Here is a 22,858-nt window from a genome sequence, read left to right as displayed (position 1 = left end):
TGATCCGCCACCTGATGGAGTTCTGCGGCGACTGAGGGGGAGTGTCTTCAGCCCTCAGCTCCGTTGCTGTCACAAGTGCAGCGGTCTCCACTGCAGGCTGCAGTTACATTGATTCATCGTCTCCCGCCATCACGGGGTACTCGCTCGGACCTCGAGGAGATCCAACAGTTTTGAGCACCGCCCTGTCCCGCGACACCTCGACGACCGTGGCCCTTGCCCAGGATCCGGAGTCTGCCCAGTGCCCGCCAGTCGAGGCCGTGCCACTGCGCCACAGCGACGACCTTCGGGTTAATCGTTACAGCAGCCGATTCGCCGATGTGATGGAGATGCGGGCGCCATCCCACACCGTGGCCGACTACCTTGACCATCACGACGGCTGGTTCCGGCGTTGCGCGGCGCCGATGACCGTGCAATCGCTCGGGCCCAACGGCTATGCCCTGACCCTGGGGCGCTTCGGCAATTTCGGCTTTGAGGTGGAGCCCACCATCGGACTGGAGCTGCTGCCCCAGAGCGAAGGCGTCTATCGCATCGTCACGGCGGCCTTGAGCTCCCCCGACGCCAGCCTGCAGGAGATCTACGACGTCGAATTCAACGCCGCCCTGCAGCTGGAGGAGGGCTCAGGAGCCGAGCCTGATCCCGCCAGTGAGACCGCAGACGGCGCCCTCACCCAGGTGCGCTGGGAGCTCGACCTGTGCGTGTGGATCCGGTTGCCTGCGGTGATCGGCCTGCTTCCCGACAAGCTGGTGCAATCAAGTGGCGATCACCTGCTGCGGCAGATCGTGAGGCAGATCTCGCGCAAGCTCACCTGGAAGGTCCAGGAAGACTTCCACGCCACCCACGAGCTGCCCTGCCCGCCCCGCCGGCGGGCCCCCTTCTGATCACGCACTTCAAGAAAGGCCTCAGCGGTCGGTCCAGATCTTGTTGACGATCTGCATGCCGGTGACTGCCTGCCAGAGGAAGAGGCTCATCAGGGTCATGTTCAGGCCGACATGGGCCTTACGGGCGATCAGATTGCCCTTGAGCATCAGCGGCGAGAGGGAGGCCGCCACGGCGATCAGGCTAACCATGGCGATGCCCACCAGCAGGTGCGGACCCACGAACAGCTTGCCGTTGTTGATGTAGGTGACGGCCATGCCGCCGAAGCTGCCGAGCACCATCACAGCCAGCACGATCGAGCCGATCTGGAAGTGGCGCTGAGCGAACTTGCCCTTGATCAGCTCCTTGCGCTGCTCCGCATCGGCGGTGCGGGTCTTCTTGGCCTTGATACCCAGGACCAGGGCATAGCCGGAAAGGGCCAGCAACACCCACATCAGAAGCGGGTGGAGGAAATTGAGGTTGAAGGCGAGGGCGTCGGGCATGGTCACGGGATGAGGCCGTTGGCAGCGAAACTACTGCTCCAACCCCTCCCCGCGCCGTTCAGCGCCCGCGGCGCGACCGTGGAGAGCTCACTCAGTGCAGGAAGTGGCGCCGGCCAGTGCAGACCATCGCCAGATCGAGTTGATCACAGGCCTGGATCGACTCCCCGTCGCGCACGCTGCCGCCTGGCTGAATCACCGCGTTGATCCCGTGCTTCGCCGCCAGCCGCACGGTGTCCGCGAAGGGGAAGAAGCCATCACTGGCGAGCACAGCCCCCTGGCTGCCCGCTCCGGCCGCCTCCAGGGCGAGCCGGGCGGAGCCCACCCGGTTCATCTGACCGGCACCGATCCCCAGGCTGACCCCGCCGCTGGCCACCACGATCGCGTTGGAGCGCACATGGCGCACCAGGCGCCAGGCAAAACGCAGGTCGTCGAGCTCGGCGGGGCTGGGCGGCCGCTGACTGGCGACCTGCCAATCGTCTTCGCCGGCGGGCTGATCATCGAGGTCCTGGGCCAGGAGGCCGCCGAGCACGGTGCGCAGCTGCCGCCGCGGCGCCCGCGCCACCGCCGCTGCGGGCAGCTCCAGCAGGCGCAGATTGGCCTTGGCCCCCAGGCGTGCGAGGGCCTCCTCGCTGTACCCAGGCGCCACGACGCATTCCAGGAACAGGCTGGTGAGCCGCTCGGCGCTGGTCCCATCCACCACCGCGTTGAGGGCCACGATGCCGCCAAAGGCCGAAACCGAATCCGCCTCCAGGGCCCGCTGCAGGGCCTCGGCGGCGCTGCTGCCCACGGCCACCCCACAGGGGTTGGTGTGCTTGACCACGACAGCCGCCGGCTGGACCTCGCCGCCATAGCCGAACTCCCTCACGGTGGCCAGGGCAGCATCGAGGTCGAGCAGGTTGTTGAAGCTGAGTTCCTTGCCCTGCAGCTGCCGGGCCCCGCCCCAGCCAGCCCGGGGCTCGCTGTACCAGCTGGCCTGCTGATGGGGGTTCTCGCCGTAGCGCAGGGTCTGACGCAAGGGCAACTCCAGCCGCAGGGGAAGATCCTGCTGAGCGGCCGCGGGCTCCAACTTCTCCGCCAACCAGGCGCTGATGGCGCTGTCGTAGCTGGCCGTGTGGCGGAACGCCTCCAGGGCGAGCTGGCGGCGCAGGGCAGCATCGACCCGATCGTCGGCCAGGGCCGAGAGGAAGTCGGCGTACTGGCCGGGGTCGGTGAGCACCGCCACATCGGCGTGGTTCTTGGCGGCGGCGCGCACCATGGCCGGACCACCGATGTCGATCGTTTCCACCGCCTTCTCCCAGGACACGGCCGGGTCAGCCACCGTTTCGCGGAAGGGGTAGAGGTTCACCACCACCACATCGATGGGGGTGATCGCCTGGGCCTCAAGATCAGCTCGGTGGGCCGGATCCTCCCGGCGGGCAAGGATGCCGCCGTGGATGCGCGGATGCAGGGTCTTGACCCGGCCACCGAGGATCTCCGGAGCTCCGGTGTGATCGGCCACGCGGGTCACCGGCAGGCCGGCAGCGGCCAGGGTGGCCGCGGTGCCGCCACTGGAGAGCAGGCTGTAGCCATGGCGATGGTGCAGGGCCGTGGCGAGTTCCACCACGCCCTGCTTGTCCGACACACTCAGCAGCGCGGTGGGGGCCATGGACGGTCGTGAAGGCGTGCTGGCCACAACTTACGCAGCAGCAGCACCCCAACGGCCCCAACCGCGCAGCACCATGGCCCCAGCTCCGGCCCTGCCGCCGGCAACGCCACCCGAGTGCGCCAGGACCCAGTGCCATGACTGATGACCTTCTGATCCGCGGACCCGCCGCCGCCGAGCAGCGGCTGGTGCTGCTGCATGGCTGGGGCGCCGATGCCGACGACCTGCTTGATCTGGGCGAGGAGCTCGCCGGCCGCGCCACGGGGGTGATCAGCCTGCGCGCGCCTGAAGCCCACCCCCACGGAGTCGGGCGCCAGTGGTACGACCTGCAGCAGCCGGAGTGGCCTGGCCTGGCGGGAGCACGGCAACAGCTGCGCCAGCGGCTGGAGGCCCTGGCGGACAGCCTGCCCCTTGAGAGGACGATTGTTCTCGGCTTCTCCCAGGGAGCGGCCATGGCCCTGGATGTGGCCGGGGATCTGCCGGTGGCCGGCGTGATCGCCTGCAGCGGCTATCCCCATCCAGGCTGGAGGCCCCAATCCCCCCTGCCGCCGGTCCTGCTCACCCACGGCCGAGCGGATCCTGTGGTGCCCTACGGGGCCAGCGAAGAGCTGCAGCGGCTCTGGCGGAGCGCCGGCGGGGAGAGTGAGCTGCTGGGTTTCCCGGGGGGGCATACCATCGACCCGGCCCTGTTCCCCTCTCTGCGTTCGTTCCTCCAGCAGCACTGGCCCCGGCCACCGGCATGAACAAACCCCCACGGATCGATGGATCCACGGGGGTTGATCGGGTCAGGCGTTCACCGGAGGGAGACCTCAGACGAAGGCGTATTCGTACTCTTCCATCTCTTCCCAGTCGTCGGAGCCAGTGGACTCGAGGCCGGCGAATAGGGTGTCTTCACCGACCTGATCGACGATCAGGCGCAGGGAGGGAAAGAGGAAGTGGTTCTCCTCGGCGTACTGGGCGCTGAACAGACCCTTTTCACCCCAGAAGAAACGATCGGTGGTGTGCTCATTGCGGCGAACGTTGAGCAGTGCGGGCGCCTCAAGGCCGGTTTTGGCGATGTAGCGGCGGGCCGCGGTGACCGGCTTGTGCTCTCCGGTCTCGAGGTTATGGGTGGGCACGTGGGCGAGCACGCGCTGACCGGCGAGACGACGGCGACTGATCCGCTTGCGCTTCTTGGACATGAAACAACTCCCGAGGGGGAGATGGAGAGGGATGGGAAGGATGGGGCGGTCTCGCAAGGCGAGACAAACCGGATGAGCGCTCCCTGGGGAAGCGCAGGCACGTCCAGACATCTGGCTACCGGGAGCGGAATTCCTGGTGCGGCTGCTGGCAGCTGCTCAGGGAAACCCCAGACAGGAAGCGACCCGGAGGCATCCCAGGGGATGCCTCCGAACAGCGGAGGGACGGGTCTCTCTCTGCTGTAGCCTCGTTTGCAGGAAAGTGCAACCGATGCGTTCGCCCCTGCACCTGGAGGTCCGCTCGCGGACCGCGAAGTAGTGGTCGATACGTAAATCTTAAGGCTAAATCCGAGATTTCAATCACGGGTTCCGGAATTTTTTTTGCAGGCTCCCCAGGCCAGGCCACGATGCAGGTGTCGCCGCGTTTTCTGACCCTGCTCCAGCTGCAGCTTGAGCAGTTCTCCGACCGCAGTGACCTCCGCTCTTTGGTGGTCTATCTGGCCACCCCCCGTGAGGACGGCAAGCTGGCGCTGATGCCGGCGGGCCACTGGCCAGCGCAGCGCATGGCCCTTCCCGCCGTCGATGAAGACCAGAGCCTGCTGCTGCCCAGTGAGCAGCGCCGCTGGCTGCCCCTGCGCCACCAGAGCACCCTGCTGGGCGCCCTGCGGGTGGAGTTGGCCGGTAGCGCCTGGCCGGCCAACCTCCATCCACGGCTGCAGGCGGCAGCTCAGTCACTCACTGAGGCCCTGCTGCTGGATCTGGAGCACCAGCGCCTGGCTGAGCAGCTGGAGCGGCAGCAGCAGCAGTTGCGCCTGCTGGTGCACCAGATGCGCAATCCCCTGGCCGCCCTGCGCACCTTTGCTCAGCTGCTCAAGCGACGCCTCGAGGGTGATCCGGAGAATCGGGCGCTGGTGGAGAACCTGCTGGTGGAAGGGCAGCAGCTCCACCGCTACATCGAAGCGATCGACGGACTCGCGGATCCAGCGGCGATCCAGCCGGGGCCGCAGAGCGCAGGCCCCCTTCTGCTGCCCCCTTCCCTGAGGACAGGCGAGGCCTCACCCTTGCGGGAGCGGGTGCAGCCGCTGCTGCAACGGGCCGCCGCCACCGCCGCCCTGCAGGGGCGCGCCTGGCAGGGCCCCGGCTCCCTGCCGGACTGGCGCGGCGACAGCGCCGCCGTGGCCGAAATTCTCGCCAACCTGCTCGAGAACGCCTTCCGCTACAGCCCCGAAGGAAGCAGCGTTGGCCTGCACAGCGCCCTGGCTTCTGGCGGGCGCCCCAGGCTCACGGTCTGGGATGGCGGTGTGGCGATCGCCGATCAGGAACGCGAGGCGATCTTCGGACGGGGGATCCGAGGGGAGCGGGGCCAGGACCTGCCTGGCACGGGGCTGGGGCTGGCCCTGGCCAGGGATCTGGCCCGCAACCTGGGCGGCGAACTCAGCCTGCTCTGCCCCCCCAGCCTCGCCGCCAGCGAACTCCCCAGATCTGGCAACGCCTTCCTGCTGGAGCTGCCGCCCAGCGCCTAGCCGGCCCCAGCCACGAGAGCGGCCAGGGCAAGCAGCAGCAGGGTCAGGCTCTCCACCCATTCCACGCAGGCGCCGTAGCTGTCACCGCTGTGCCCCCCCAGACGGCGGCCGAGCCCCAGGGGCAGCAGCCACGCCGGCAGCAGGCCCAGCCAGCCCTGCCAGGGCCAACCCATCGACGCCCCCACCAGGGTGAGCGGCACCAGGACCAGAAGCGCGGGTCTGAGCTCCCGACCGAGGCCGAGCCAGTGGCGCTGATGAAATGCGGCCGTGCCGGCGGGGCGCAGGTAGGGGAAGTGCTGCATCGCCAGCAACGGGGCGATGCGGCCCCACACTGCGGCCCAGACCAGGGCGAGGGCCACCAGGGGGCCAAAGTTCAGCTCCGCCAGGGTGAGAAGCGCGGCCGCCCGCAGCATCAGCACCTGGACCAGAGCGAGCACCCCGCTGGCTCCGACCCGGCTGTCGTCCATCGCCTCCAGGGCACGCTCGCCGGCGGCCAGACCATCGGCCGTGTCCATCGCCCCATCGGCATGGATGCCGCCCGTCAGCCAGAGACCAAGGGCCAGCACCAGGGCCACCCGGGCCCCTGCAGGCAGCCATGGTTCCGCCAGGCACCAGAGCAGGCCCTGCAGCAGGCCCAGCAGCAGGCCGATCCAGGGGGCGAAGCGGGCAATCCGCTCGAAGCGGGGATGCAGCCGCGGCCAGGCGGGCAGCACCGTGTAGAAGATCCAGGCCCCGGCGAGGTCGCGCAGCCAGGGGGGGGCTTCCAGCGGCCTCATCGGCCGCCCCCGGGCGCACCATCTAGGTTCAATCCCGAACCGTTCCAATCGCCGTGACCCGCTCCGCCGCAGCGGCCGATCCCTTCCGGTTCGAGACCACGGCCCACTGCCCGAGGACCCAGGCCCGCTGCGGCGTTTTTCACACGCCCCACGGCAGTGTCGAGACTCCCCGCTTCATGCCGGTGGGCACCCTGGGCACCGTGAAAGGGGTGACACCGGCCCAGCTGGCGGCCACCGGCGCCCAGATGGTGCTCGCCAACACGTATCACCTGCACCTCCAGCCCGGGGAAGCCATCGTGGCGGAAGCCGGCGGGCTACACCGCTTCATGGGCTGGGATGGTCCCCTGCTCACCGATTCGGGTGGGTTCCAGGTGTTCAGTCTCGGCGCCATCAATGTCATCAACGACGAAGGGGTGGTGTTCCGCTCGCCCCGCGACGGCTCCCGCATCAGCCTCACACCGGAGCGTTCGATGCAGATCCAGATGGCGCTCGGAGCCGATGTGGCCATGGCCTTCGATCAGTGTCCTCCCTACCCCGCCAGCGAAAACGACGTGGCCGAGGCCTGCCGCCGCACCCACGCCTGGCTGGAGCGCTGCGTGGCCACCCATGACCGCAGCGACCAGGCGCTGTTCGGCATCGTTCAAGGGGGGACCTTCCCCCATCTGCGCGAGCAGGCGGCACGGACGGTGAGCGCCATGGGCCTGCCCGGCATCGCCATCGGCGGTGTGAGCGTGGGGGAGCCGGTGGAGTCGATGCACCGGATCGTGCGCCAGGTGGCGCCGCTGCTGCCCCGGGATCGCCCCCGCTACCTGATGGGGGTGGGCAGCCTGCGGGAAATTGCGATCGCGGTGGCCCAGGGCATCGACCTCTTCGACTGCGTGCTGCCCACCCGCCTTGGCCGCCACGGCACCGCCCTGGTGGGGGGCGAGCGCTGGAACCTGCGCAACGCCCGCTTCCGCCACGACCACACCCCGCTTGATTCCAGCTGCGCTTGCCCGGCCTGCACAGGTCACAGCCGGGCCTACCTGCATCACCTGTTCCGCAGCGGCGAACTGCTGGGCCGGATCCTGCTCAGCCTGCACAACCTCACCCAGCTGATTCGCTTCAGTACAGCCATGGCCACGGCCATCCGCGAGGGCTGCTTTGCAGAGGATTTCACTCCCTGGGAGCCCGGCTCAGGGGCCGCTCACACGTGGTAGCGTCCAGCCCATATCACGATTTTGCCGTTCAGGGATGGTCTTCTCCACACTGATCACCGCCACCACCCTGGCCCAGCTTCCCGAGGCCTACCAGGCCTTCGGTCCCCTGGTCGACATCCTGCCGATCATCCCCCTGTTCTTCCTGCTGCTGGCCTTCGTCTGGCAAGCCTCCGTCGGCTTCCGCTGAGCCTCACCCACCCCGCAGCACCGCCCAGGCAAAAGCCGGAAGGGCCAACATCCGCCGCCAACGGCTCGGTTCCTGGATCAACCGGTACAACCATTCGATCTGCAGGGCCCCCATCCAGGTGGGGGCCCTTTTTTTGGCTCCAGCCCAGACATCGAAGCTGCCACCCACCCCCATCCAGAGGCCGCCCTGGCCCTGATGCAGCCGCTGGATCCAGGTCTCCTGGCGGGGGACCCCCAGCGCGGCCAGCACCAGATCCGGCTGGCTGGCTTGCAACGTAGTTTCCAGACCCGGCCAGGCCGCCTCGGGCTGATAGCCATGCACCGCGGCGATCAGATCGAGGCCCGGCAGCCGCAGCAGCAGACGTTCCCGCAGGCGCTCCATCACCGCTGGGGACGCCCCCACCAGGGCCACCCGCCACCCCCGCTCAGCAGCCTCCACCAGCAGCCGATCAGCCAGCTCGATGCCCGGGCTGCGCCTCACCCGATGCCCCTGCCGACCCAGGGCCCAGACCACTCCCGCCCCATCCGGGATCACCAGCTCGGCGGCGCGAATCACATCTCCCAGGGAGGGATCCTCGAGCGCCGCCATCGTCATCTCGGCATTGAGAGTGACGATCTGACCACCGCCGCGGCCATGCAGCGCCAGTGCAGCGTCCGCCACATCCGCACAGACATCGACCGGCAGCCCCAGCACCCTCGAGCGCAGGCACCCGGGAACCTGAGTTTCCGTCACCATCACGGCCAGGTCCCTTCGTACCGCAGGGGAGAATCTAAAGAGAGTAACCATCTGCAGCGCAGATGCCTCGATCAACCTCGCAGCCAGGCCGACCATGACGAGCGAGTGGACCAGCGACGGAGCCCTGGAGCCTCCCCTTCAGGAGCAGCTGGGGCCGCGCCAGCTCAGCGATGAGGACGCCCACGAGCTGCTTAGCCACCTTGACAGCCAGATCGAGAGGGTGGTGCTGGCACGCCAGGATCCGATCACCGGGCTGCTGCCGGCCAGCACCTCCAACACGGTGCACGGCAACTACGGCGATGCATGGGTACGGGATTGCGTCTATTCGATCCAGTGCGTCTGGGGGTTGGCCCAGGCCCACCGCCGCCTGAATGGCCCCTGCACCAGGGCCCATGAGCTGAACCAGCGGGTCCTGCAGCTGATGCGCGGCCTGCTCACCGCCATGCTGCGCCAGGCAGCGAAGGTGGAGCGCTTCAAGCGCAGCCTCGACCGGCTCGATGCCATCCACGCCAAGTTCGACACCGGCACGGGCAACCCGGTTGTGCCAGACGACGGTTGGGGCCATCTGCAGCTCGACGCCACGGCCCTCTATCTGCTGCAGCTGGCCCAGCTGACCCGGGCAGGGCTGGTGGTGGTGCAGAGCAGCCACGAGCGGGATTTCCTGCAGAACCTCGTGTATTACGTGGCCCGGGCCTACAGGATCGCCGACTACGGCATCTGGGAGCGGGGCGACAAAGGCAACCACGGCGAACCGGAACGCAACGCCAGCTCGATCGGCTTGGTCAAAGCGGCCCTGGAGGCCCTGGAGGGCCTCGACCTCTACGGCCCCCATGGCGACGGCAGCTGCTGCCTGCACATCCCCCATCCGGCGATCGTGCGGCTGCGGCGGGCCCTGCAGGCCCTGCTGCCACGGGAGTCGTCCAGCAAGGAAGTGGACAGCGCCTGCCTTTCGGTGATCGGTTACCCCGCCTGGGCGGTGGAAGACCCTGAGCTGGTGGAGCGCACGCGCCGCAAGATCCGCCGTGACCTCGGCGGCGCCTACGGCTACAAGCGCTTTCGCCGTGACGGCCACCAGACCCTGGTGGAGGACCATGAACGGCTCCACTATGAGCCCGAGGAACTGGCTCAGTTCGAGGGGATCGAGTGTGAATGGCCCCTGTTCTTCGCCTATGAGCTGATCACAGCCTGCTGTGAGGAACGTTGGGGGGAGGCCTGGCACTGGCGGCGGCGCCTGGAGGCGGTGAGTGTGGACGTCGATGGCGTGCCCGAGCTGCCCGAGCTCTACCTGGTGCCGGCCGACGCCATTGACGCGGAGCGGCGCCATCCCGGCAGCCAGGAGCGGATCGCCAATGAGAATGTGCCCCTGCTCTGGGCCCAGAGCCTCACCTGGCTGGGGGACCTGCTGCTCAACGGTCTGCTCAGTCCAGAGGATATCGATCCCAGCCACCGCCGCCTGCCGGCCCCCCTCGGCGCCGAGCGGGTGCTGGTGGCCCTGGTGCCTGAGAACGACGCCATCGCCGCGGCGCTGGAGCAGGCCGGTCTGCCGGTGACCCACCCCCAGGGTTCGGTGCGAGTGGCCAGCTCCAGGGAACTGGGCCGACGCATGGCCTCGGTGGGGGCGAACGCCAGGCTCGGCCTCAGTGGCTATCCGCCGGTGCGGATGGAAACCATGGCGACGGCCCTGATGTACCGCAGCCCCGCTGGCCGTGGTCAGAACGGCACCGGCGACGAGGTGATGGCCTTCCTGCCCTCCGTGCTGGAGGAGGGCACCTTCTATCTGGCGGACGACCCGGAGCAGCTGGTGGATACGGTGACCAGCGAGCTGCGACTGCTGCAACGGCAGTGGCGCGGCGATGGCCTGCCCCTGCTGCTGATCCCGCTGGCGTCCAGCCCGTTCCAGCGGGATCCCGCCACCCTGATCCGCATGGGTGAAGCCCTGCGCAGTGGCCAGGTTGAGGGCGTGCCGGTGCAACTCGATCGCCTCGAGGCGCTGATCGATCAGGTCTGCTGGGAGGAGCTGCCGCCACCCCAGGAGCAGCCCCTGGCGAGGCGCAGCCAGCCGGCCGCCCCGGTGCTGCGCAACAGCACCAGCCAGCAGCCTCTCACGATCCAGCAGGAGCAGGAACTGGAGGACATCGCCATCCCCGGCCTGGCGGATCTGCTCTGGCGCAGCACCTCCCTGCCCGAGCAGGCGGAGGTGCTGGAGCAGCTGGTGCAGCGGCTGGGGCAGAGCGCGATCCTGCAGGGTCCATCCAGCGCCGGACCGCTGAAGCTGCAGGCGCTGGTGGAGGAGATCTACCGACGGGGCCTGGCCGAAGGTGACTGGAACGTGGTGCGGCGCTGCGCCGGCCTGATGCAACTCGTGCATCCCCAGCTGGAGGATGCCCTCACGGACATCCTGGTGCGCCAGAAGCAGGTGGTGGTGGGCCGCAACTACACCCGCGAGTCGCTGATCAGCCAACCCCAGGGCAGCGCCATGATCGGAGCGATGATCCGCCGTTTCAGTGGAGAGGACGGCCGGGAGTGGATGCTGCAACAGGAGCTGCTGCTGGCCCTTGACGGGCTGGCCCGTTCGGAGCCGGCACTGCTCAGCGGCAGCCTGACGATCCAGCTGGGGCAGCTGTTGCTCCTGCTGACCGGTGAGCTCGCCGCCGAGCTGGATCTCACCGCCGACGACGCCTTCGAAGCCCTCTGCGATCTGCCGCCCCACGCCATCCGGCGACGCCTGCGCACGGTGCTGGAGGATGTGGACCATGCACGGGAGGCTCTGCGCCGCAAGGAACAGCTCCACCTGAGCGGGCGGGTGCGCTGGGAGGTGCCTGATCCCCTCGACGATCTGCCCCTGGGCAGCGGCTGCGGCTGGATGCAGCACCGACAGCGCCTGGGCGCCCTGCAGCGGGTCCCTCGCGACTTCTACGCCGGCATCTGGGATCTGCTCCACCATTGCCGCGGACTGGTGATCGGCGACAAGCTGGAGCGGCGCAACCGGCTCGAGAGCGAACCCCTGCTCTCGGAGAAGACCCCGGGAGAGCGCAACTTCGCGGCCCTGGTGGACCACCTGCTCAGCAAGATCGAAGCGCCTGAGTACCGCCAGCTCTGCACCGAGACCCTGCTCTCGCTGGTGGTGTTCGTGGGTGCCAACCCCCAGGTGCGCTTCGACGACTACCTGGCCCTGGACGTGGTGATCGGCCACGCGGTGCGGGTGGGCTGGCAGCAGACCCACCCGGAGCTGGCCGGGGAGGACTACGCCAAGCGGAAATCAGCCGCCTGGGATCTCTTCTACACCTCTTCACCGGCCCGCTGCCGCCGCTGGCAGATCCTGGCCCTGCGTGACCTCACCGAGAACGAGACTGAAGACGTGGACGTGGAGACGGCCGTTCAGATCGGTGCGTCGAGGGCCATGCAGAGCGAGGGCTGATCCACTGCCAGCTCGATCAGGTTGGCCAGCATCAGGGCCCTGGAGGCCTGCTGGCCATCGACGGCCGGCACCTCGCGGCCGCGCAGGCAGAGCAGGAAGTGCTCCAGCTCGGCATAGAGCGGCTCGATCGAGGTGGTGCTCACTTCCTCGATGAAACCATCGTTGCGATACAGCAACTCGCCGTGGTCGGCGGAGATCCACTCATGGGCGCGCCGGTGGATGTGCAGCCGGCGGTTGAGGAAATCGGTTTCCACCAGGCTGGCGCGGCAATGGGCGCTGAGGCTGCGGATCTTGCGGTGGGCCATCTTGCTGGCCGTGAGGCTGGCCACCACCCCGTTGCTGAAACCGAGGGTGGCATTGACGTAATCGATCGGGCCATCGGAACTGCGCCCACCCGCCGCCGCCAGCCGCACCACCTGGGAACCAGCGAGCTCGAGCACCAGGTCGATGTCGTGGATCATCAGATCGAGCACCACCGACACATCGTTGGCGCGATCGGCATGGGGACTGTGGCGCCGTGCCTCCAGCACCACCACTTCCTCGTTCGCCACCACCTTGAGCAGTTCGCGAAAGGCGGGATTGAAGCGCTCGATATGGCCCACCTGAAGCTGGCGTCCCGCCAGTTCCGCAGCCCCGATCAGTTCGCTGGCCTCCTCCTGGCTGGCGGCGATCGGCTTCTCGATCAGCACATGTAGGCCGGCCTGCAGGCAGGCCATGCCCACCCGATGGTGCAGCAGGGTGGGCACGGCGATGCAGACCGCCTCGACCTCAGGCAGCAGATCGTCGAAGTTCTCGAACCAGCGGCAGCCGAACTGCTCGACCGCCAGCTGACCGCGACGCTGATCGGGATCAGCAACACCAACCAGCTCGGCGTCCCGCAGCAAGCTCAGGACCCGAGCGTGGTGCCACCCCATGTTGCCGATGCCGATGACCCCCACCTTGACCGGGGTGATGGGATCGCTGCTCATCGCCGCACCAGCTCACCCGCCAACGTGATCTCCCGCCGCTCCAGTGCAGGCATTATCAACGATCATCCGCTCCGGCGGCTCCATCGATGGTGAGGAGTCGCCTCAGGCGGAGCCGCGCCGGGTGATCTGAACCCGCTCGATGCGGGGACCGTCCATGGAGCTGATCTCGAACTGGTGCCCCTTCCAGCGCAGGCTCTCGCCGGGGGCGGGGATGTGCTGCAGGCGCTCGAGCATGAAGCCGGCCAGGGTGTGGTGGCCGTCGGCCTCCGGCAGGGAGAGGTCGAGCTGGCGGTTGAGCTCGAAGATCTCCAGATCGCCGGCCACCAGCCAGGTGTCGTCCTGAAGCCGCTGCAGATTCTGGCGGATCATGACCAGATCGTCCTCATCGCCGACGATCTCGCTGGTGAGATCAGCCACCGTGACCAGGCCCTCGGTGCCACCGTGTTCATCCACCACGACCAACAGGGGCTGGCCACTGCGGATCAGCGGCAGCAACACGGCCAGAGACACCGTTTCCTGCACCCGTGCCACCGGATTGATGTAGGGAGCCAGGAGCGTGTCGCCCTGCAGAAGCCCCTGGGCGATCGGTTCGGCCAGGCGGCGCAGGTCGAGCACACCGCGCACGTCATCGAGCGACTGACCGATGACGGGGAAACGGGCGTGGGCGGTGGCGTGCACCGCCTCCATCATCTCGGCGAAGGTCACCTCCAGGGGCAGGGTGACCATGCCGGAGCGGGGCACCATCACCTCACGCACCTGGGTGTCGCGCAGTGAGAACACGCCTTCGAGGATGCTGCGTTCATCCGGCAACAGACCGGTGACGCTGTTGGATTCAATCAGGGTTTCCAGCTCGCCAGCGGAGAGGGCGGGCACCAGTTCATCCCAGTTGCGGGGCAGGCCCAGCAGGCGCAGCAGGCCATTGGCGAAACGCTCCACCAGGATCAACAGAGGCCAGAGGGTGCGGATCACCCACTCCAGCAACGGTGCCAGCTGCAGGGCCGAGCGCTCCGGCCGGTGCATCACCCAGGCCTTGGGAGCCACTCCGCCGATCACCGTGGCCAGCCCCACCAGGGCCAGAAACACCAGCACATCGACCCAGAGGCGCTCGGCCCCCGGATCGAGCCGCACCGCCAGACCGCGACCTCCCCAGCCGAGGGCCACCATGGCCAGGGCTGCCCCCAGCTGAGTGGCCACCAGCACCCGGCGCAGCCTCTGCTGCAGCCGCTCCACCGAGAGGGCCCCGCCGTGGCCGTCGGCGGCGAGCACCTTGACCCGGCTCGGCCGCAGATGAATCAGGGCGAACTCGCCGGCAGCGAAGAAGGCCAGCAACGCCAGCAGAGCCAGCAGCAGAACGAGCAGGCGCATGGGAAAGAGAGCAGCAAGCAGGTTGAGATTCACTCCACGGTGACGCTCTTGGCCAGATTGCGGGGCTGATCCACATCAAGGCCGCGGTGGGCGGCGATGTGGTAGCTCAGCAACTGCATCGGAATCACCGTCAACAGGGGGCTGAGCAGCTCATCCACCTCCGGCACTGGCAGCAGCACATCGAAGATTTCCGTGTCAGGGCCGCGCGGGGCCACACCGATCAGCCGGGCATCGCGGGCCTTGGCCTCCTGCGCGTTGGAGAGCACCTTGTCGAAGACGGTGCCGGGCACCGCGATCGACACCACAGGCACCCGCGCGTCGAGCAGGGCGATGGGGCCGTGTTTCATCTCGCCGGCCGGGTAGCCCTCGGCGTGGATGTAACTGATCTCCTTGAGCTTCAGGGCCCCTTCGAGGGCGATCGGGAAGTTGATGCCACGGCCCAGGAAGATCACATCCTGGGTGTCGGCGAACTGGTGGGCCAGCTCGGCGCAGAGCAGATCCTGCTCCTCCAGCAGCGCCTGCAGCTGGGCGGGCAGGGCCCGCAGCCCGGCCACCAGCTCGAGCAGCTGGGCCGGGGAGCGGCTGGAGCGGCGCTCGGCGAAGGAGAGGGCCAGGCCGTAGAAGGCGAGGAGCTGACCGAGGAACGTCTTGGTGGCGGCCACACCCACCTCGATGCCGGCGCCGATGTCGAGCAGGTGGGGCACCAGGCGGCCCAGGGAGCTTTCCGGCCGGTTGGTGATGCCCAGCAGCCTGGGGGCGAAGGCCGGATCGGCGATCAGGTCCCTGCGCTTCTGCTCCATCTGCAGCGCCGCCAGGGTGTCGGCGGTCTCGCCCGACTGGGTTACGCCGATGGTGAGGGTGTGGAGCATCAGCGGCGGTGGCGCGTAACGGAATTCGCTGGCGTAGTGCACCGCGGTGGGCAGCCCCGCCAGCTGCTCCAGCAGGTAGGCCCCCACCAGGGCCGCATGGCGACTGGTGCCGCAGGCCAGGATCTGGATCCGCTCCACCCCGTCGAAGAGCTGATCCTGGAGCGGCAGGGCCACCAGCGACGGGGTGCCGGGCACTCCCGGCGATTGGGTCGGGATATGGCGGGCCACCCAGAGCGCAGCCGTCTCCGGCTGCTCGTGGATCTCCTTGTGCATGAAGTGGCGAAAGCTGCGCTTGTCCGCCACGTGTTCGGTGCCCTGCAACAGGCTGGGGGCGCGCGTCACCCGCTCTGCCGAAGGCCCGTAGAGCTCGATGCCCAGCGGGGTGAGCAGCGCCGTTTCGCCGTCCTCGAGGGGGAGGATGGTGCGGGTGAAGCCCGCCAGGGCAGGGGTGTCACTGGCGCAGAGGAATTCCCCCTCCCCCAGACCGATCACCAGAGGCGCCTGGCGGCGGGCCACCACCACCGCTCCGGGGGCGTCGGCCCAGACCACCGCCAGGGCATAGGCCCCGTGCAGCTGGGGCAGCACCTGCTGCACCGCCTCGAGCAGCAGCTGGGGTGAAGGCTGGCTGCCCGAGCGATGAAGCTCCACCAGCGTCCGTGCCACCAGGTGCGGGATCACTTCGGTGTCGGTGTCGGAGCGGAAGTGAACCCCCTCGGCCTGAAGAGCCTCTCTGAGCAGACGGTGGTTCTCGATGATGCCGTTCTGAACCACGGCAAGGCTGCCGCTGCCATCGAGATGGGGGTGGGCATTGCGCTCCTCCGGCTTGCCGTGGGTGGCCCAGCGGGTATGGCCGATGCCGCAGTGGCCCAGGGCCCCGTCGGCCTCATAGCGGGCGGTGAGGTTGACAAGCTTGCCCTCGGCCCGCAGCAGGGTGAGCCGCCCGGATGGGTGGCCGCTGCCGGTCTCCAGCGCCTGGACGGTGGCGATGCCGGCGGAGTCGTAGCCGCGGTACTCGAGCTGGCGCAGCCCCTCCAGCAGCAGGGGGGCCGCCTCACGGGAGCCGATGACCGCAACGATGCCGCACATGGCTGAGGGGCCGGACTTCGGCTGTTTCTAAAGGATCACCGCCCGCGCGACTAGCCCGCTGGCGCTGCGGCGGAAGGCATGGGCGCGGCCTGCAGCCATGAAAAAGCCCGGCGAAGCCGGGCGGATTGGCACAGAGCGGGTACGGGCCTCAGTAGGCCAGGCCCATGCTCCGGCTGGTTTCATCTCCGAGATAGACACGGATGCTGAGGAAGTCGGTGGGGCAAGCGGTTTCACAGCGCTTGCAACCGACACAGTCTTCGGTGCGAGGCGATGAGGCGATCTGGCCAGCTTTGCAGCCGTCCCAGGGAACCATCTCGAGCACGTCGAGAGGGCAGGCACGGACGCACTGGGTGCAGCCGATGCAGGTGTCGTAGATCTTGACTGAATGGGACATGCCCGGCCAGAGAGCGAACGGCGTCCGGCCAAAGTACTCAAACCGGCCGGAATTCCAGCCTCAGGGACCCCAGGCCGTCACCCTTTTTCATACGGGCCAGGGGGCCGTCCAGGGCGACCCGTAGGATGCGGCCTCCCACACACCGGCCATGTCACAGGAAGCGATCTTCGAGAAAGTCCGTTCGATCGTTGCCGAGCAGCTCAGCGTCGATGCCGCTGAAGTGAAGCCAGAGTCGAACTTCCAGAATGATCTGGGCGCCGACTCGCTCGACACGGTGGAACTGGTCATGGCCCTGGAAGAGGCCTTCGACATCGAGATTCCCGACGAGTCGGCCGAAGGCATCACCACCGTCGGTGACGCCGTCAAGTACATCCTGGACAAGCAGGCCTGAGGGTGTCGATGGTGGAGGGTCTCCGCCGTGTCGTGGTCACGGGCCTCGGCGCGGTCACACCGATCGGCAACGACGTCTCCCAGTACTGGGAAGGGTTGCGGCTCGGCTCCAACGGGGTGGCACCGATCACCCTGTTTGATGCTTCACGGCATGCCTGCCGCTTCGCGGCCGAGGTGAAGAACTTCGATCCCAGCGGGATGCTGGATCGCAAGGAGACCAAGCGCTGGGACCGTTTCTGCCAGTTCGGTGTGGTGGCCTCCAAGCAGGCGGTGGACCAGGCGCAGCTCCTGATCGACGAAAGCACGCAGCACCGCATCGGTGTGGCGATCGGCTCCGGTGTGGGCGGCCTGCTGATGATGGAAAGCCAGGCCCATGTGCTCGCCGACCGGGGACCTGACCGGGTCAGTCCGTTCTGCGTGCCGATGATGATTCCCAACATGGCGGCTGGGCTGACCGCGATCGCCCTTGGGGCCAAGGGTCCCAGCACCGCCGTATCCACGGCCTGTGCGGCTGGATCCAACGCCATCGGCGATGCCTTCCGTCTGATCCAGCTCGGCCTGGCCGACGCCATGATCTGCGGCGGAGCCGAATCGGCGATCACGCCCCTGGGGGTGGCTGGCTTCGCCAGTGCCAAGGCTCTCTCCTTCCGCAACGACGACCCCGCGACCGCCAGCCGACCCTTCGACGCCGAACGCAACGGTTTCGTGATCGGTGAGGGCTCAGGAATCCTGGTGCTCGAAAGCCTGGAGAACGCCCGCGCACGGGGGGTAGAGATCCTCGCCGAGGTGGTGGGCTACGGCATGACCTGCGACGCCCACCACATCACTTCCCCGACTCCGGGGGGCCTCGGTGGCGCCGAAGCGATGCGGCTGGCCATGGCCGATGCACGCATTGAGCCCGAGCAGGTCGACTACGTCAATGCCCACGGCACCAGCACCCAGGCCAACGACAGCAACGAGACCTCCGCGATCAAGGCGGCCCTGGGTGAGCACGCTTATCGCATCCCCGTCAGTTCGACCAAGTCAATGACCGGGCACCTGCTGGGCGGCAGCGGCGGCATCGAGGCGGTGGCCGCCGTGCTGGCGATAGGCCACAACCTCGTACCACCTACCATCAATTATCAAAATCCGGATCCGGCCTGTGATCTGGATGTCGTGCCCAATCAGGCGCGGGAACAGAAACTCAACGTCGTGCTCTCGAATTCGTTCGGATTTGGCGGCCACAACGTCTGCCTCGCCTTCCGTCGGATGCGCTGAAAGCCTGGCATTGCCAGCTCTCCGCCGCCCGGAACGCCTCACTCCACTAACTCCTCCCCCCAACCATGGTCGCCGCCCCCACTGTGGACACCCTGTCCGTCGACAACCTCTGCGTCAACAGCATTCGCTTCCTGGCGATCGACGCGATCAACAAGTCCAACTCGGGGCACCCCGGCCTGCCGATGGGCGCGGCACCGATGGCCTATGCCCTGTGGGACAAGCACCTGCGCCACAACCCGGCCAACCCCAAGTGGTTCAACCGCGACCGCTTCGTGCTCTCGGCCGGCCATGGCTGCATGCTCCTCTATGCGCTGCTGCACCTGAGCGGCTACGACAGCGTTTCAATCGAGGACATCAAGCAGTTCCGTCAGTGGGGCTCCAAGACCCCCGGCCACCCCGAAACCTTCGAAACCCCCGGGGTTGAAGTCACCACGGGACCCCTTGGCCAGGGCATCTCCAATGCCGTTGGTCTGGCGATCGCCGAGGCCCATCTGGCCGCGAAATTCAACCGACCGGACGTCTCACTCGTCGATCACCACACCTACGTGATCATGGGCGACGGCTGCCACCAGGAGGGGATCTCCGGTGAGGCCGCGTCCCTGGCCGGGCACCTGGGCCTGGGCAAGCTGATCGCCCTCTACGACGACAACCACATCACGATCGACGGCAACACCAAGGTGTCGTTCACCGAGGATGTGCTCAAGCGCTACGAGGCCTACGGCTGGCACGTGCAGCATGTGGCCGATGGCAACACGGACATCGACGCGATCGGGAGGGCGATTGAAGCGGCCAAGGCCGTCACCGACAAGCCCAGCCTGATCAAGGTCACCACCACCATCGGCTACGGCTCACCCAACAAGGCCGACACCGCCGGGGTGCACGGCGCCGCTCTGGGCGCTGAGGAAGCCGACCTCACCCGCAAGTCTCTGGGCTGGAGCTACGGCCCGTTCGAAGTGCCCGAGGAAGCCTATGAACAGTGGCGCAAGGCCCGCGAACGCGGCGCGGCCCTGGAGGCTGAGTGGGACAACATCCTCGCCGCCTACCGCAGCGAGTACCCCGCCGAAGCCGCCGAATTCGAGCGGATGCTGCGCGGTGAACTGCCCCAGGGCTGGGACAGGAATCTGCCCCGCTTCACCCCCGAGGACAAGGGCCTGGCCACCCGCCAGTACTCCTACAACGTGCTCAATGCGATCGGCCCCGACCTGCCTGAGCTGATCGGTGGTTCCGCCGACCTCACCCACTCCAACCTCACCGACATCAAAGGTGAAGGCAGCTTCCAGAAGGGCAGCGAGGCCAACCGCTACCTGCATTTCGGTGTGCGCGAGCACGCCATGGCGGCGATTCTCAACGGTATTGCTTATCACGACAGTGGCCTGATCCCCTACGGCGGCACCTTCCTGGTGTTTGCCGGTTACATGGTGGGCGCCATGCGCCTCTCGGCCCTGAGTGAGCTGGGTGTGATCTACGTGCTCACCCACGATTCGATCGGCCTCGGCGAAGACGGCCCCACCCACCAGCCGGTGGAAACCCTGGCTTCGCTGCGCTCGATCCCCAACCTGCTGGTGATCCGCCCTGGCGATGGCAACGAAACCAGCGGCGCTTACCAGGTGGCGGTGACCAACCGCAAGCGGCCCACGGTGCTGGCCCTCAGCCGCCAGGCGATGGTGAACCAGCCCAACTCAGCGCCTGAGCATGTGGCCAAGGGCGGTTACATCCTTGAAGACAGCAACGGCAGCCCCGACCTGATTCTGATCGGCTCTGGCACGGAACTCGATCTCTGCGTCAAAGCCGCCAAGGAGTTGCGCGGCCAGGGCCACAACGTGCGCGTGGTCTCGATGCCCTGCGTTGAGCTGTTCGAGGAACAGGACGCCAGCTATCGCGAGTCGGTGCTGCCTGGCGCGGTGCGCAAGCGCCTGGTGGTGGAAGCCTCCGGCTCCTTCGGCTGGCACAAGTACGTCGGCCTCGACGGTGACACCGTCTCGATCGACCGTTTCGGCGCCTCCGCCCCAGGGCCCGTGTGCCTGGAGAAGTTCGGCTTCACCGTGGAAAACGTAGTCGCCAAGGCCAAGGCGCTCTGAGCAGCGCGCACTCCACAACCCAGCCCCTTGAGCTGATGGGCACCCGTGAACGTCTCTCGATCGTTCTGCCCACGTACAACGAACGGCAGAACGTCGGGAGGATCCTGGAGGAACTGCTGCCGCTCAAGCAACGCTTCGATCTCGAAGTTCTCTTCGTCGACGATGACTCGGCGGATGGCACGGCCGATCTGGTCAAGCAGCTGGCCCATGGCCAGACCGGGGTGCGCCTGATCCGCCGGGTGGGGCGCGCCGGTCTGGCCAGCGCCATCAAGGAGGGGATTCTCGATGCCACCGGCGATGTGATCGTGGTAATGGACTGCGACGGCCAGCACGAGCCTGCTGCGGTGGAAGCCGCTGTTGAGGACCTGCTCAACAGCGGCAGTGATCTGGTGGTGGGCAGCCGCTTCCACCCCGAGGCCGCCATTCATGGGCTGAGTGAGAAGCGCACCCGCAACTCCACCTGGGCCAACACCATCGCCCGCTTCAGTTTGCCGGGCTACCGCCGGCTCACCGATTACATGAGCGGCTTTTTTGCGCTCCGGCCCGATGCCGCGTTGCGCTTTGTGCGGCGGGTGGATGTGAATGGGTTCAAGTTTCTCTACGAACTTCTCTCGATCAGCCGCGGTTCGCTGCGGGTGAGTGAAATTCCCCTGCGCTTCCAGGCCCGGGTAGCCGGGGATTCCAAGCTGGATCTGGCGATCGTCTGGGATCTGGGGGTCTCGATCCTGCACACCCTTCTGCTGCGCTCGATTCCCCGGCGCGCCATCAGCTTCGCCCTTGTGGGTCTCAGCGGTGTGGCGGTTCAGATGCTGGTGGTGCAGGCGCTGATGGGTGGAACGGGGCTAGTCTTCAAACAGGCGCTGCCGATCGCGGTGGTGGTGGCCGCCAGCTCCAACTATCTGATCAACAACGCCCTCACCTTCCGATTCCAGCGCCAGCAGGGAACGGCGCTGCTGAAGGGCCTGCTCAAGTTCCTGCTGGTGGCCTCCCTGCCGGTGCTGGCCAACGTGGGTGTGGCCTCCACCTTCTACAATCTGGTCTCCCGAAACACATTCTGGGCCCAGCTGGCAGGCATTTTGGTGGTGTTCGTATGGAACTACGCGGCGTCCTCGCGGTTCGTTTGGAACACTCCGTAGCCGTCCAGCGAAAACCAATAACTCCAGGGCTAACGCGTCCCGAAATATACAGACTCCCTATCCTACATTAACATCTCTTTTCCCGCTAATTCCCGTGGAGTCATAATAGACAAGGGCCGGCTCAGCGAATGCATGAATCACCATACTCATTCGCGTCTGATCCATGATTTTTCGAGGAGATCCACCATGTATCAGATTTTCTTGCCAAATCAAGACATCACCAGCCCTAGGCAAGAAAGTCTGCGGACATAAATAAGCATTATCGGCGAGCAATTTTTTTATTGCCGGGGTAAAGACAGCGCCAAACTTGTTGTAGTCACCATCTTCCGAATCGACTTTTGGAACTCCATGGGATGAACATAAAACCGCTGGGAGACGATACGATCCTGGATAATAGAATAGCTCTCCAGAGCCAGGCACAACATCTTCTAGCGCAACCCATACCCCACACACAAGCCCCCTAGGGAATGGGGTCAGATGAATTGTATCCTGATGGGCATCCTGAGTTGATCCATTGATAAAGGTCAAGCTCTGACAAGGGAACGCTTGGCAGCCAAACAAATCACTAACTACATCATAGATTAGCTTAGACGAATAGATAGCATTAGGAGAATTCAAAGAAGCATGCAGATTAGTTTGCGTCCCCTGTGTTGGTGTAAATCCCTGGGGACCTCAACCCCGGCGTAGCCGGGGTTGAGCGCGCACCTCAGACGTTCCGCTCAGCGGCCAGCGTTGCAAGGGGTGGGCAGGCCCGTGACCCTGGTTTGAGCACTACCTCAACCAGACGAACCATGCCCACGTCCAATCGTGCCGCAATTGAGCTGGCGCCGCTACTGGATGGCAGCAGCGCCGGTGAGCTGATCCCGGAGCTGGTGCGCCACGGCCTGCAGCAGCTGATCGAGCTGGAGGTCGCTGCCGTGCTCGGCGCAGAGCGCCATGAGCGCAGCGAGGACCGGCTCGGCTACCGCAATGGTTACCGGCCTCGCACCCTGGCCACCCAGGTGGGGGACATCGACCTCCGCATCCCCAAACTGCGCTCCGGCAGCCACCTGCCCTCGATCCTGGAGCCGCGCCGCCGTGTGGACCAGGCCCTCTACGGCGTGGTGATGGAGGCCTATGTCGGCGGCATCTCAACGCGCAAGGTCGACGCCCTGGTGGCCGCCCTGGGAGTCCAGAGCGGCATCTCCAAATCTCAGGTGAGCCGCATCTGCGCTGACATCGACATCCAGGTGCAGGCCTTCCTGAACCGCCCCCTTGAGGCCACCGGCTACGCCTACCTGTACCTCGATGCCACCTATC

At 66.9% G+C, this 22,858-nt stretch carries 21 protein-coding genes; 11 read left to right on the top strand and 10 right to left on the bottom strand.

What is annotated here, in order from left to right; translation table 11 throughout:
* The first annotated feature begins 206 nt into the window (after positions 1-206).
* The gene (locus KBY78_RS05940; RefSeq protein WP_050751579.1) at positions 207-878 is read left to right on the top strand and encodes a DUF1997 domain-containing protein; all 672 of its coding nucleotides are present in this window, start codon (positions 207-209) and stop codon (positions 876-878) included.
* Between the two features lie 21 nt (positions 879-899).
* Here KBY78_RS05940 and KBY78_RS05935 read toward each other — a convergent pair whose 3' ends face one another.
* Positions 900-1,358: a DUF4079 domain-containing protein gene (locus tag KBY78_RS05935; RefSeq protein ID WP_006172444.1), complete on the bottom strand. Its 459-nt coding sequence runs from the start codon at positions 1,356-1,358 to the stop codon at positions 900-902.
* 91 nt (positions 1,359-1,449) lie between these two features.
* Positions 1,450-3,003, bottom strand: a complete 1,554-nt coding sequence (gene purH / locus KBY78_RS05930) for a bifunctional phosphoribosylaminoimidazolecarboxamide formyltransferase/IMP cyclohydrolase (protein WP_255142813.1) — start codon at positions 3,001-3,003, stop codon at positions 1,450-1,452.
* A 134-nt stretch (positions 3,004-3,137) separates the two neighbouring features.
* On the opposite strand from purH, the gene KBY78_RS05925 reads away from it, so the two are divergent.
* Positions 3,138-3,743, top strand: coding sequence for an alpha/beta hydrolase (locus KBY78_RS05925; RefSeq protein WP_006172447.1), 606 nt, complete (start codon positions 3,138-3,140; stop codon positions 3,741-3,743).
* 66 nt (positions 3,744-3,809) lie between these two features.
* On the opposite strand, the gene KBY78_RS05920 is transcribed toward KBY78_RS05925, so the two are convergent.
* A complete protein-coding gene (locus KBY78_RS05920; RefSeq protein ID WP_255142812.1) occupies positions 3,810-4,181 on the bottom strand; it encodes a DUF3155 domain-containing protein in 372 nt (123 codons plus the stop codon).
* Between the two features lie 404 nt (positions 4,182-4,585).
* Here KBY78_RS05920 and KBY78_RS05915 point away from each other — a divergent pair, with 404 nt between their 5' ends.
* On the top strand, positions 4,586-5,701 hold the full coding sequence (locus KBY78_RS05915) for a sensor histidine kinase KdpD (RefSeq protein WP_037981015.1): 1,116 nt from the start codon (positions 4,586-4,588) through the stop codon (positions 5,699-5,701).
* On the opposite strand, the gene KBY78_RS05910 is transcribed toward KBY78_RS05915, so the two are convergent.
* Complete coding sequence (locus tag KBY78_RS05910) at positions 5,698-6,477, bottom strand: adenosylcobinamide-GDP ribazoletransferase (protein WP_255142811.1); 780 nt, start codon at positions 6,475-6,477, stop codon at positions 5,698-5,700. The two genes, KBY78_RS05915 and KBY78_RS05910, sit on opposite strands and share 4 nt — an antisense overlap.
* A gap of 53 nt (positions 6,478-6,530) precedes the next feature.
* On the opposite strand from KBY78_RS05910, the gene tgt reads away from it, so the two are divergent.
* A complete protein-coding gene (gene tgt, locus KBY78_RS05905) occupies positions 6,531-7,676 on the top strand; it encodes a tRNA guanosine(34) transglycosylase Tgt (protein WP_255142810.1) in 1,146 nt (381 codons plus the stop codon).
* 34 nt (positions 7,677-7,710) lie between these two features.
* On the top strand, positions 7,711-7,863 hold the full coding sequence (locus tag KBY78_RS05900; protein WP_006172455.1) for a photosystem II reaction center protein K: 153 nt from the start codon (positions 7,711-7,713) through the stop codon (positions 7,861-7,863).
* A 3-nt stretch (positions 7,864-7,866) separates the two neighbouring features.
* Here KBY78_RS05900 and KBY78_RS05895 read toward each other — a convergent pair whose 3' ends face one another.
* Positions 7,867-8,598, bottom strand: a complete 732-nt coding sequence (locus tag KBY78_RS05895) for a WecB/TagA/CpsF family glycosyltransferase (RefSeq protein WP_255142809.1) — start codon at positions 8,596-8,598, stop codon at positions 7,867-7,869.
* Positions 8,599-8,692: 94 nt separating this feature from the next.
* Between KBY78_RS05895 and KBY78_RS05890 the strand changes: the two genes are divergently transcribed.
* Positions 8,693-12,016 (top strand): glycoside hydrolase family 15 protein, encoded by a 3,324-nt coding sequence (locus tag KBY78_RS05890; protein WP_255142808.1) that lies wholly within the window; start codon positions 8,693-8,695, stop codon positions 12,014-12,016.
* Here the strand turns inward: KBY78_RS05890 and KBY78_RS05885 are convergent.
* The 4 genes from KBY78_RS05885 to psaC all read right to left on the bottom strand — a co-directional run bounded on the left by KBY78_RS05885 (position 11,977) and on the right by psaC (position 16,698).
* Entirely contained in the window at positions 11,977-12,984 is a 1,008-nt protein-coding gene (locus KBY78_RS05885; RefSeq protein ID WP_006172460.1) for a Gfo/Idh/MocA family protein, read from the bottom strand. The two genes, KBY78_RS05890 and KBY78_RS05885, sit on opposite strands and share 40 nt — an antisense overlap.
* Positions 12,985-13,086: 102 nt before the next feature.
* A complete protein-coding gene (locus tag KBY78_RS05880; protein ID WP_255142807.1) occupies positions 13,087-14,349 on the bottom strand; it encodes a hemolysin family protein in 1,263 nt (420 codons plus the stop codon).
* A 29-nt stretch (positions 14,350-14,378) separates the two neighbouring features.
* On the bottom strand, positions 14,379-16,304 hold the full coding sequence (glmS, locus tag KBY78_RS05875) for a glutamine--fructose-6-phosphate transaminase (isomerizing) (protein WP_255142806.1): 1,926 nt from the start codon (positions 16,302-16,304) through the stop codon (positions 14,379-14,381).
* Positions 16,305-16,452: 148 nt separating this feature from the next.
* Entirely contained in the window at positions 16,453-16,698 is a 246-nt protein-coding gene (gene psaC / locus KBY78_RS05870; RefSeq protein WP_006172463.1) for a photosystem I iron-sulfur center protein PsaC, read from the bottom strand.
* Positions 16,699-16,846: 148 nt separating this feature from the next.
* On the opposite strand from psaC, the gene acpP reads away from it, so the two are divergent.
* The 4 genes from acpP (at position 16,847) to KBY78_RS05850 (ending at position 21,559) form a co-directional block, all read left to right on the top strand.
* On the top strand, positions 16,847-17,089 hold the full coding sequence (gene acpP, locus KBY78_RS05865; RefSeq protein ID WP_006172464.1) for an acyl carrier protein: 243 nt from the start codon (positions 16,847-16,849) through the stop codon (positions 17,087-17,089).
* An 8-nt stretch (positions 17,090-17,097) separates the two neighbouring features.
* Positions 17,098-18,345, top strand: coding sequence for a beta-ketoacyl-ACP synthase II (gene fabF / locus KBY78_RS05860; RefSeq protein ID WP_006172465.1), 1,248 nt, complete (start codon positions 17,098-17,100; stop codon positions 18,343-18,345).
* Between the two features lie 65 nt (positions 18,346-18,410).
* Entirely contained in the window at positions 18,411-20,423 is a 2,013-nt protein-coding gene (gene tkt, locus KBY78_RS05855) for a transketolase (RefSeq protein WP_255142805.1), read from the top strand.
* 35 nt (positions 20,424-20,458) lie between these two features.
* Positions 20,459-21,559 (top strand): glycosyltransferase family 2 protein, encoded by a 1,101-nt coding sequence (locus KBY78_RS05850; RefSeq protein WP_255142804.1) that lies wholly within the window; start codon positions 20,459-20,461, stop codon positions 21,557-21,559.
* Positions 21,560-21,616: 57 nt separating this feature from the next.
* Here KBY78_RS05850 and KBY78_RS05845 read toward each other — a convergent pair whose 3' ends face one another.
* Entirely contained in the window at positions 21,617-22,177 is a 561-nt protein-coding gene (locus tag KBY78_RS05845) for a phytanoyl-CoA dioxygenase family protein (protein ID WP_399215401.1), read from the bottom strand.
* 173 nt (positions 22,178-22,350) lie between these two features.
* Between KBY78_RS05845 and KBY78_RS05840 the strand changes: the two genes are divergently transcribed.
* Positions 22,351-22,858, top strand: a 508-nt coding sequence (locus KBY78_RS05840; RefSeq protein ID WP_255142803.1) for a transposase, incomplete at its 3' end; no start/stop codon positions are given.

The organism is Synechococcus sp. EJ6-Ellesmere (genome assembly GCF_024345875.1).
In the GTDB taxonomy this organism is placed as follows: Bacteria; Cyanobacteriota; Cyanobacteriia; order PCC-6307; family Cyanobiaceae; genus Regnicoccus_A; species Regnicoccus_A antarcticus.
Note: the sequence above shows the minus strand (reverse complement) of the source record. Positions and strands in the feature narration are given on the sequence as shown.

Bases quoted from the DNA above. Each gene is read 5' to 3' on its own strand.
- KBY78_RS05880 (WP_255142807.1), bottom strand. From the start codon at position 14,349: ATGCGCCTGCTCGTTCTGCTGCTGGCTCTGCTGGCGTTGCTGGCCTTC.
- KBY78_RS05885 (WP_006172460.1), bottom strand. From the start codon at position 12,984: ATGAGCAGCGATCCCATCACCCCGGTCAAGGTGGGGGTCATCGGCATC.
- purH (WP_255142813.1), bottom strand. From the start codon at position 3,003: ATGGCCCCCACCGCGCTGCTGAGTGTGTCGGACAAGCAGGGCGTGGTG.
- KBY78_RS05895 (WP_255142809.1), bottom strand. From the start codon at position 8,598: ATGGTGACGGAAACTCAGGTTCCCGGGTGCCTGCGCTCGAGGGTGCTG.
- acpP (WP_006172464.1), top strand. From the start codon at position 16,847: ATGTCACAGGAAGCGATCTTCGAGAAAGTCCGTTCGATCGTTGCCGAG.
- fabF (WP_006172465.1), top strand. From the start codon at position 17,098: ATGGTGGAGGGTCTCCGCCGTGTCGTGGTCACGGGCCTCGGCGCGGTC.
- glmS (WP_255142806.1), bottom strand. From the start codon at position 16,304: ATGTGCGGCATCGTTGCGGTCATCGGCTCCCGTGAGGCGGCCCCCCTG.
- KBY78_RS05920 (WP_255142812.1), bottom strand. From the start codon at position 4,181: ATGTCCAAGAAGCGCAAGCGGATCAGTCGCCGTCGTCTCGCCGGTCAG.
- KBY78_RS05850 (WP_255142804.1), top strand. From the start codon at position 20,459: ATGGGCACCCGTGAACGTCTCTCGATCGTTCTGCCCACGTACAACGAA.
- KBY78_RS05935 (WP_006172444.1), bottom strand. From the start codon at position 1,358: ATGCCCGACGCCCTCGCCTTCAACCTCAATTTCCTCCACCCGCTTCTG.
- tkt (WP_255142805.1), top strand. From the start codon at position 18,411: ATGGTCGCCGCCCCCACTGTGGACACCCTGTCCGTCGACAACCTCTGC.
- KBY78_RS05900 (WP_006172455.1), top strand. From the start codon at position 7,711: ATGGTCTTCTCCACACTGATCACCGCCACCACCCTGGCCCAGCTTCCC.
- KBY78_RS05910 (WP_255142811.1), bottom strand. From the start codon at position 6,477: ATGAGGCCGCTGGAAGCCCCCCCCTGGCTGCGCGACCTCGCCGGGGCC.
- psaC (WP_006172463.1), bottom strand. From the start codon at position 16,698: ATGTCCCATTCAGTCAAGATCTACGACACCTGCATCGGCTGCACCCAG.
- KBY78_RS05925 (WP_006172447.1), top strand. From the start codon at position 3,138: ATGACTGATGACCTTCTGATCCGCGGACCCGCCGCCGCCGAGCAGCGG.
- KBY78_RS05890 (WP_255142808.1), top strand. From the start codon at position 8,693: ATGACGAGCGAGTGGACCAGCGACGGAGCCCTGGAGCCTCCCCTTCAG.
- KBY78_RS05915 (WP_037981015.1), top strand. From the start codon at position 4,586: ATGCAGGTGTCGCCGCGTTTTCTGACCCTGCTCCAGCTGCAGCTTGAG.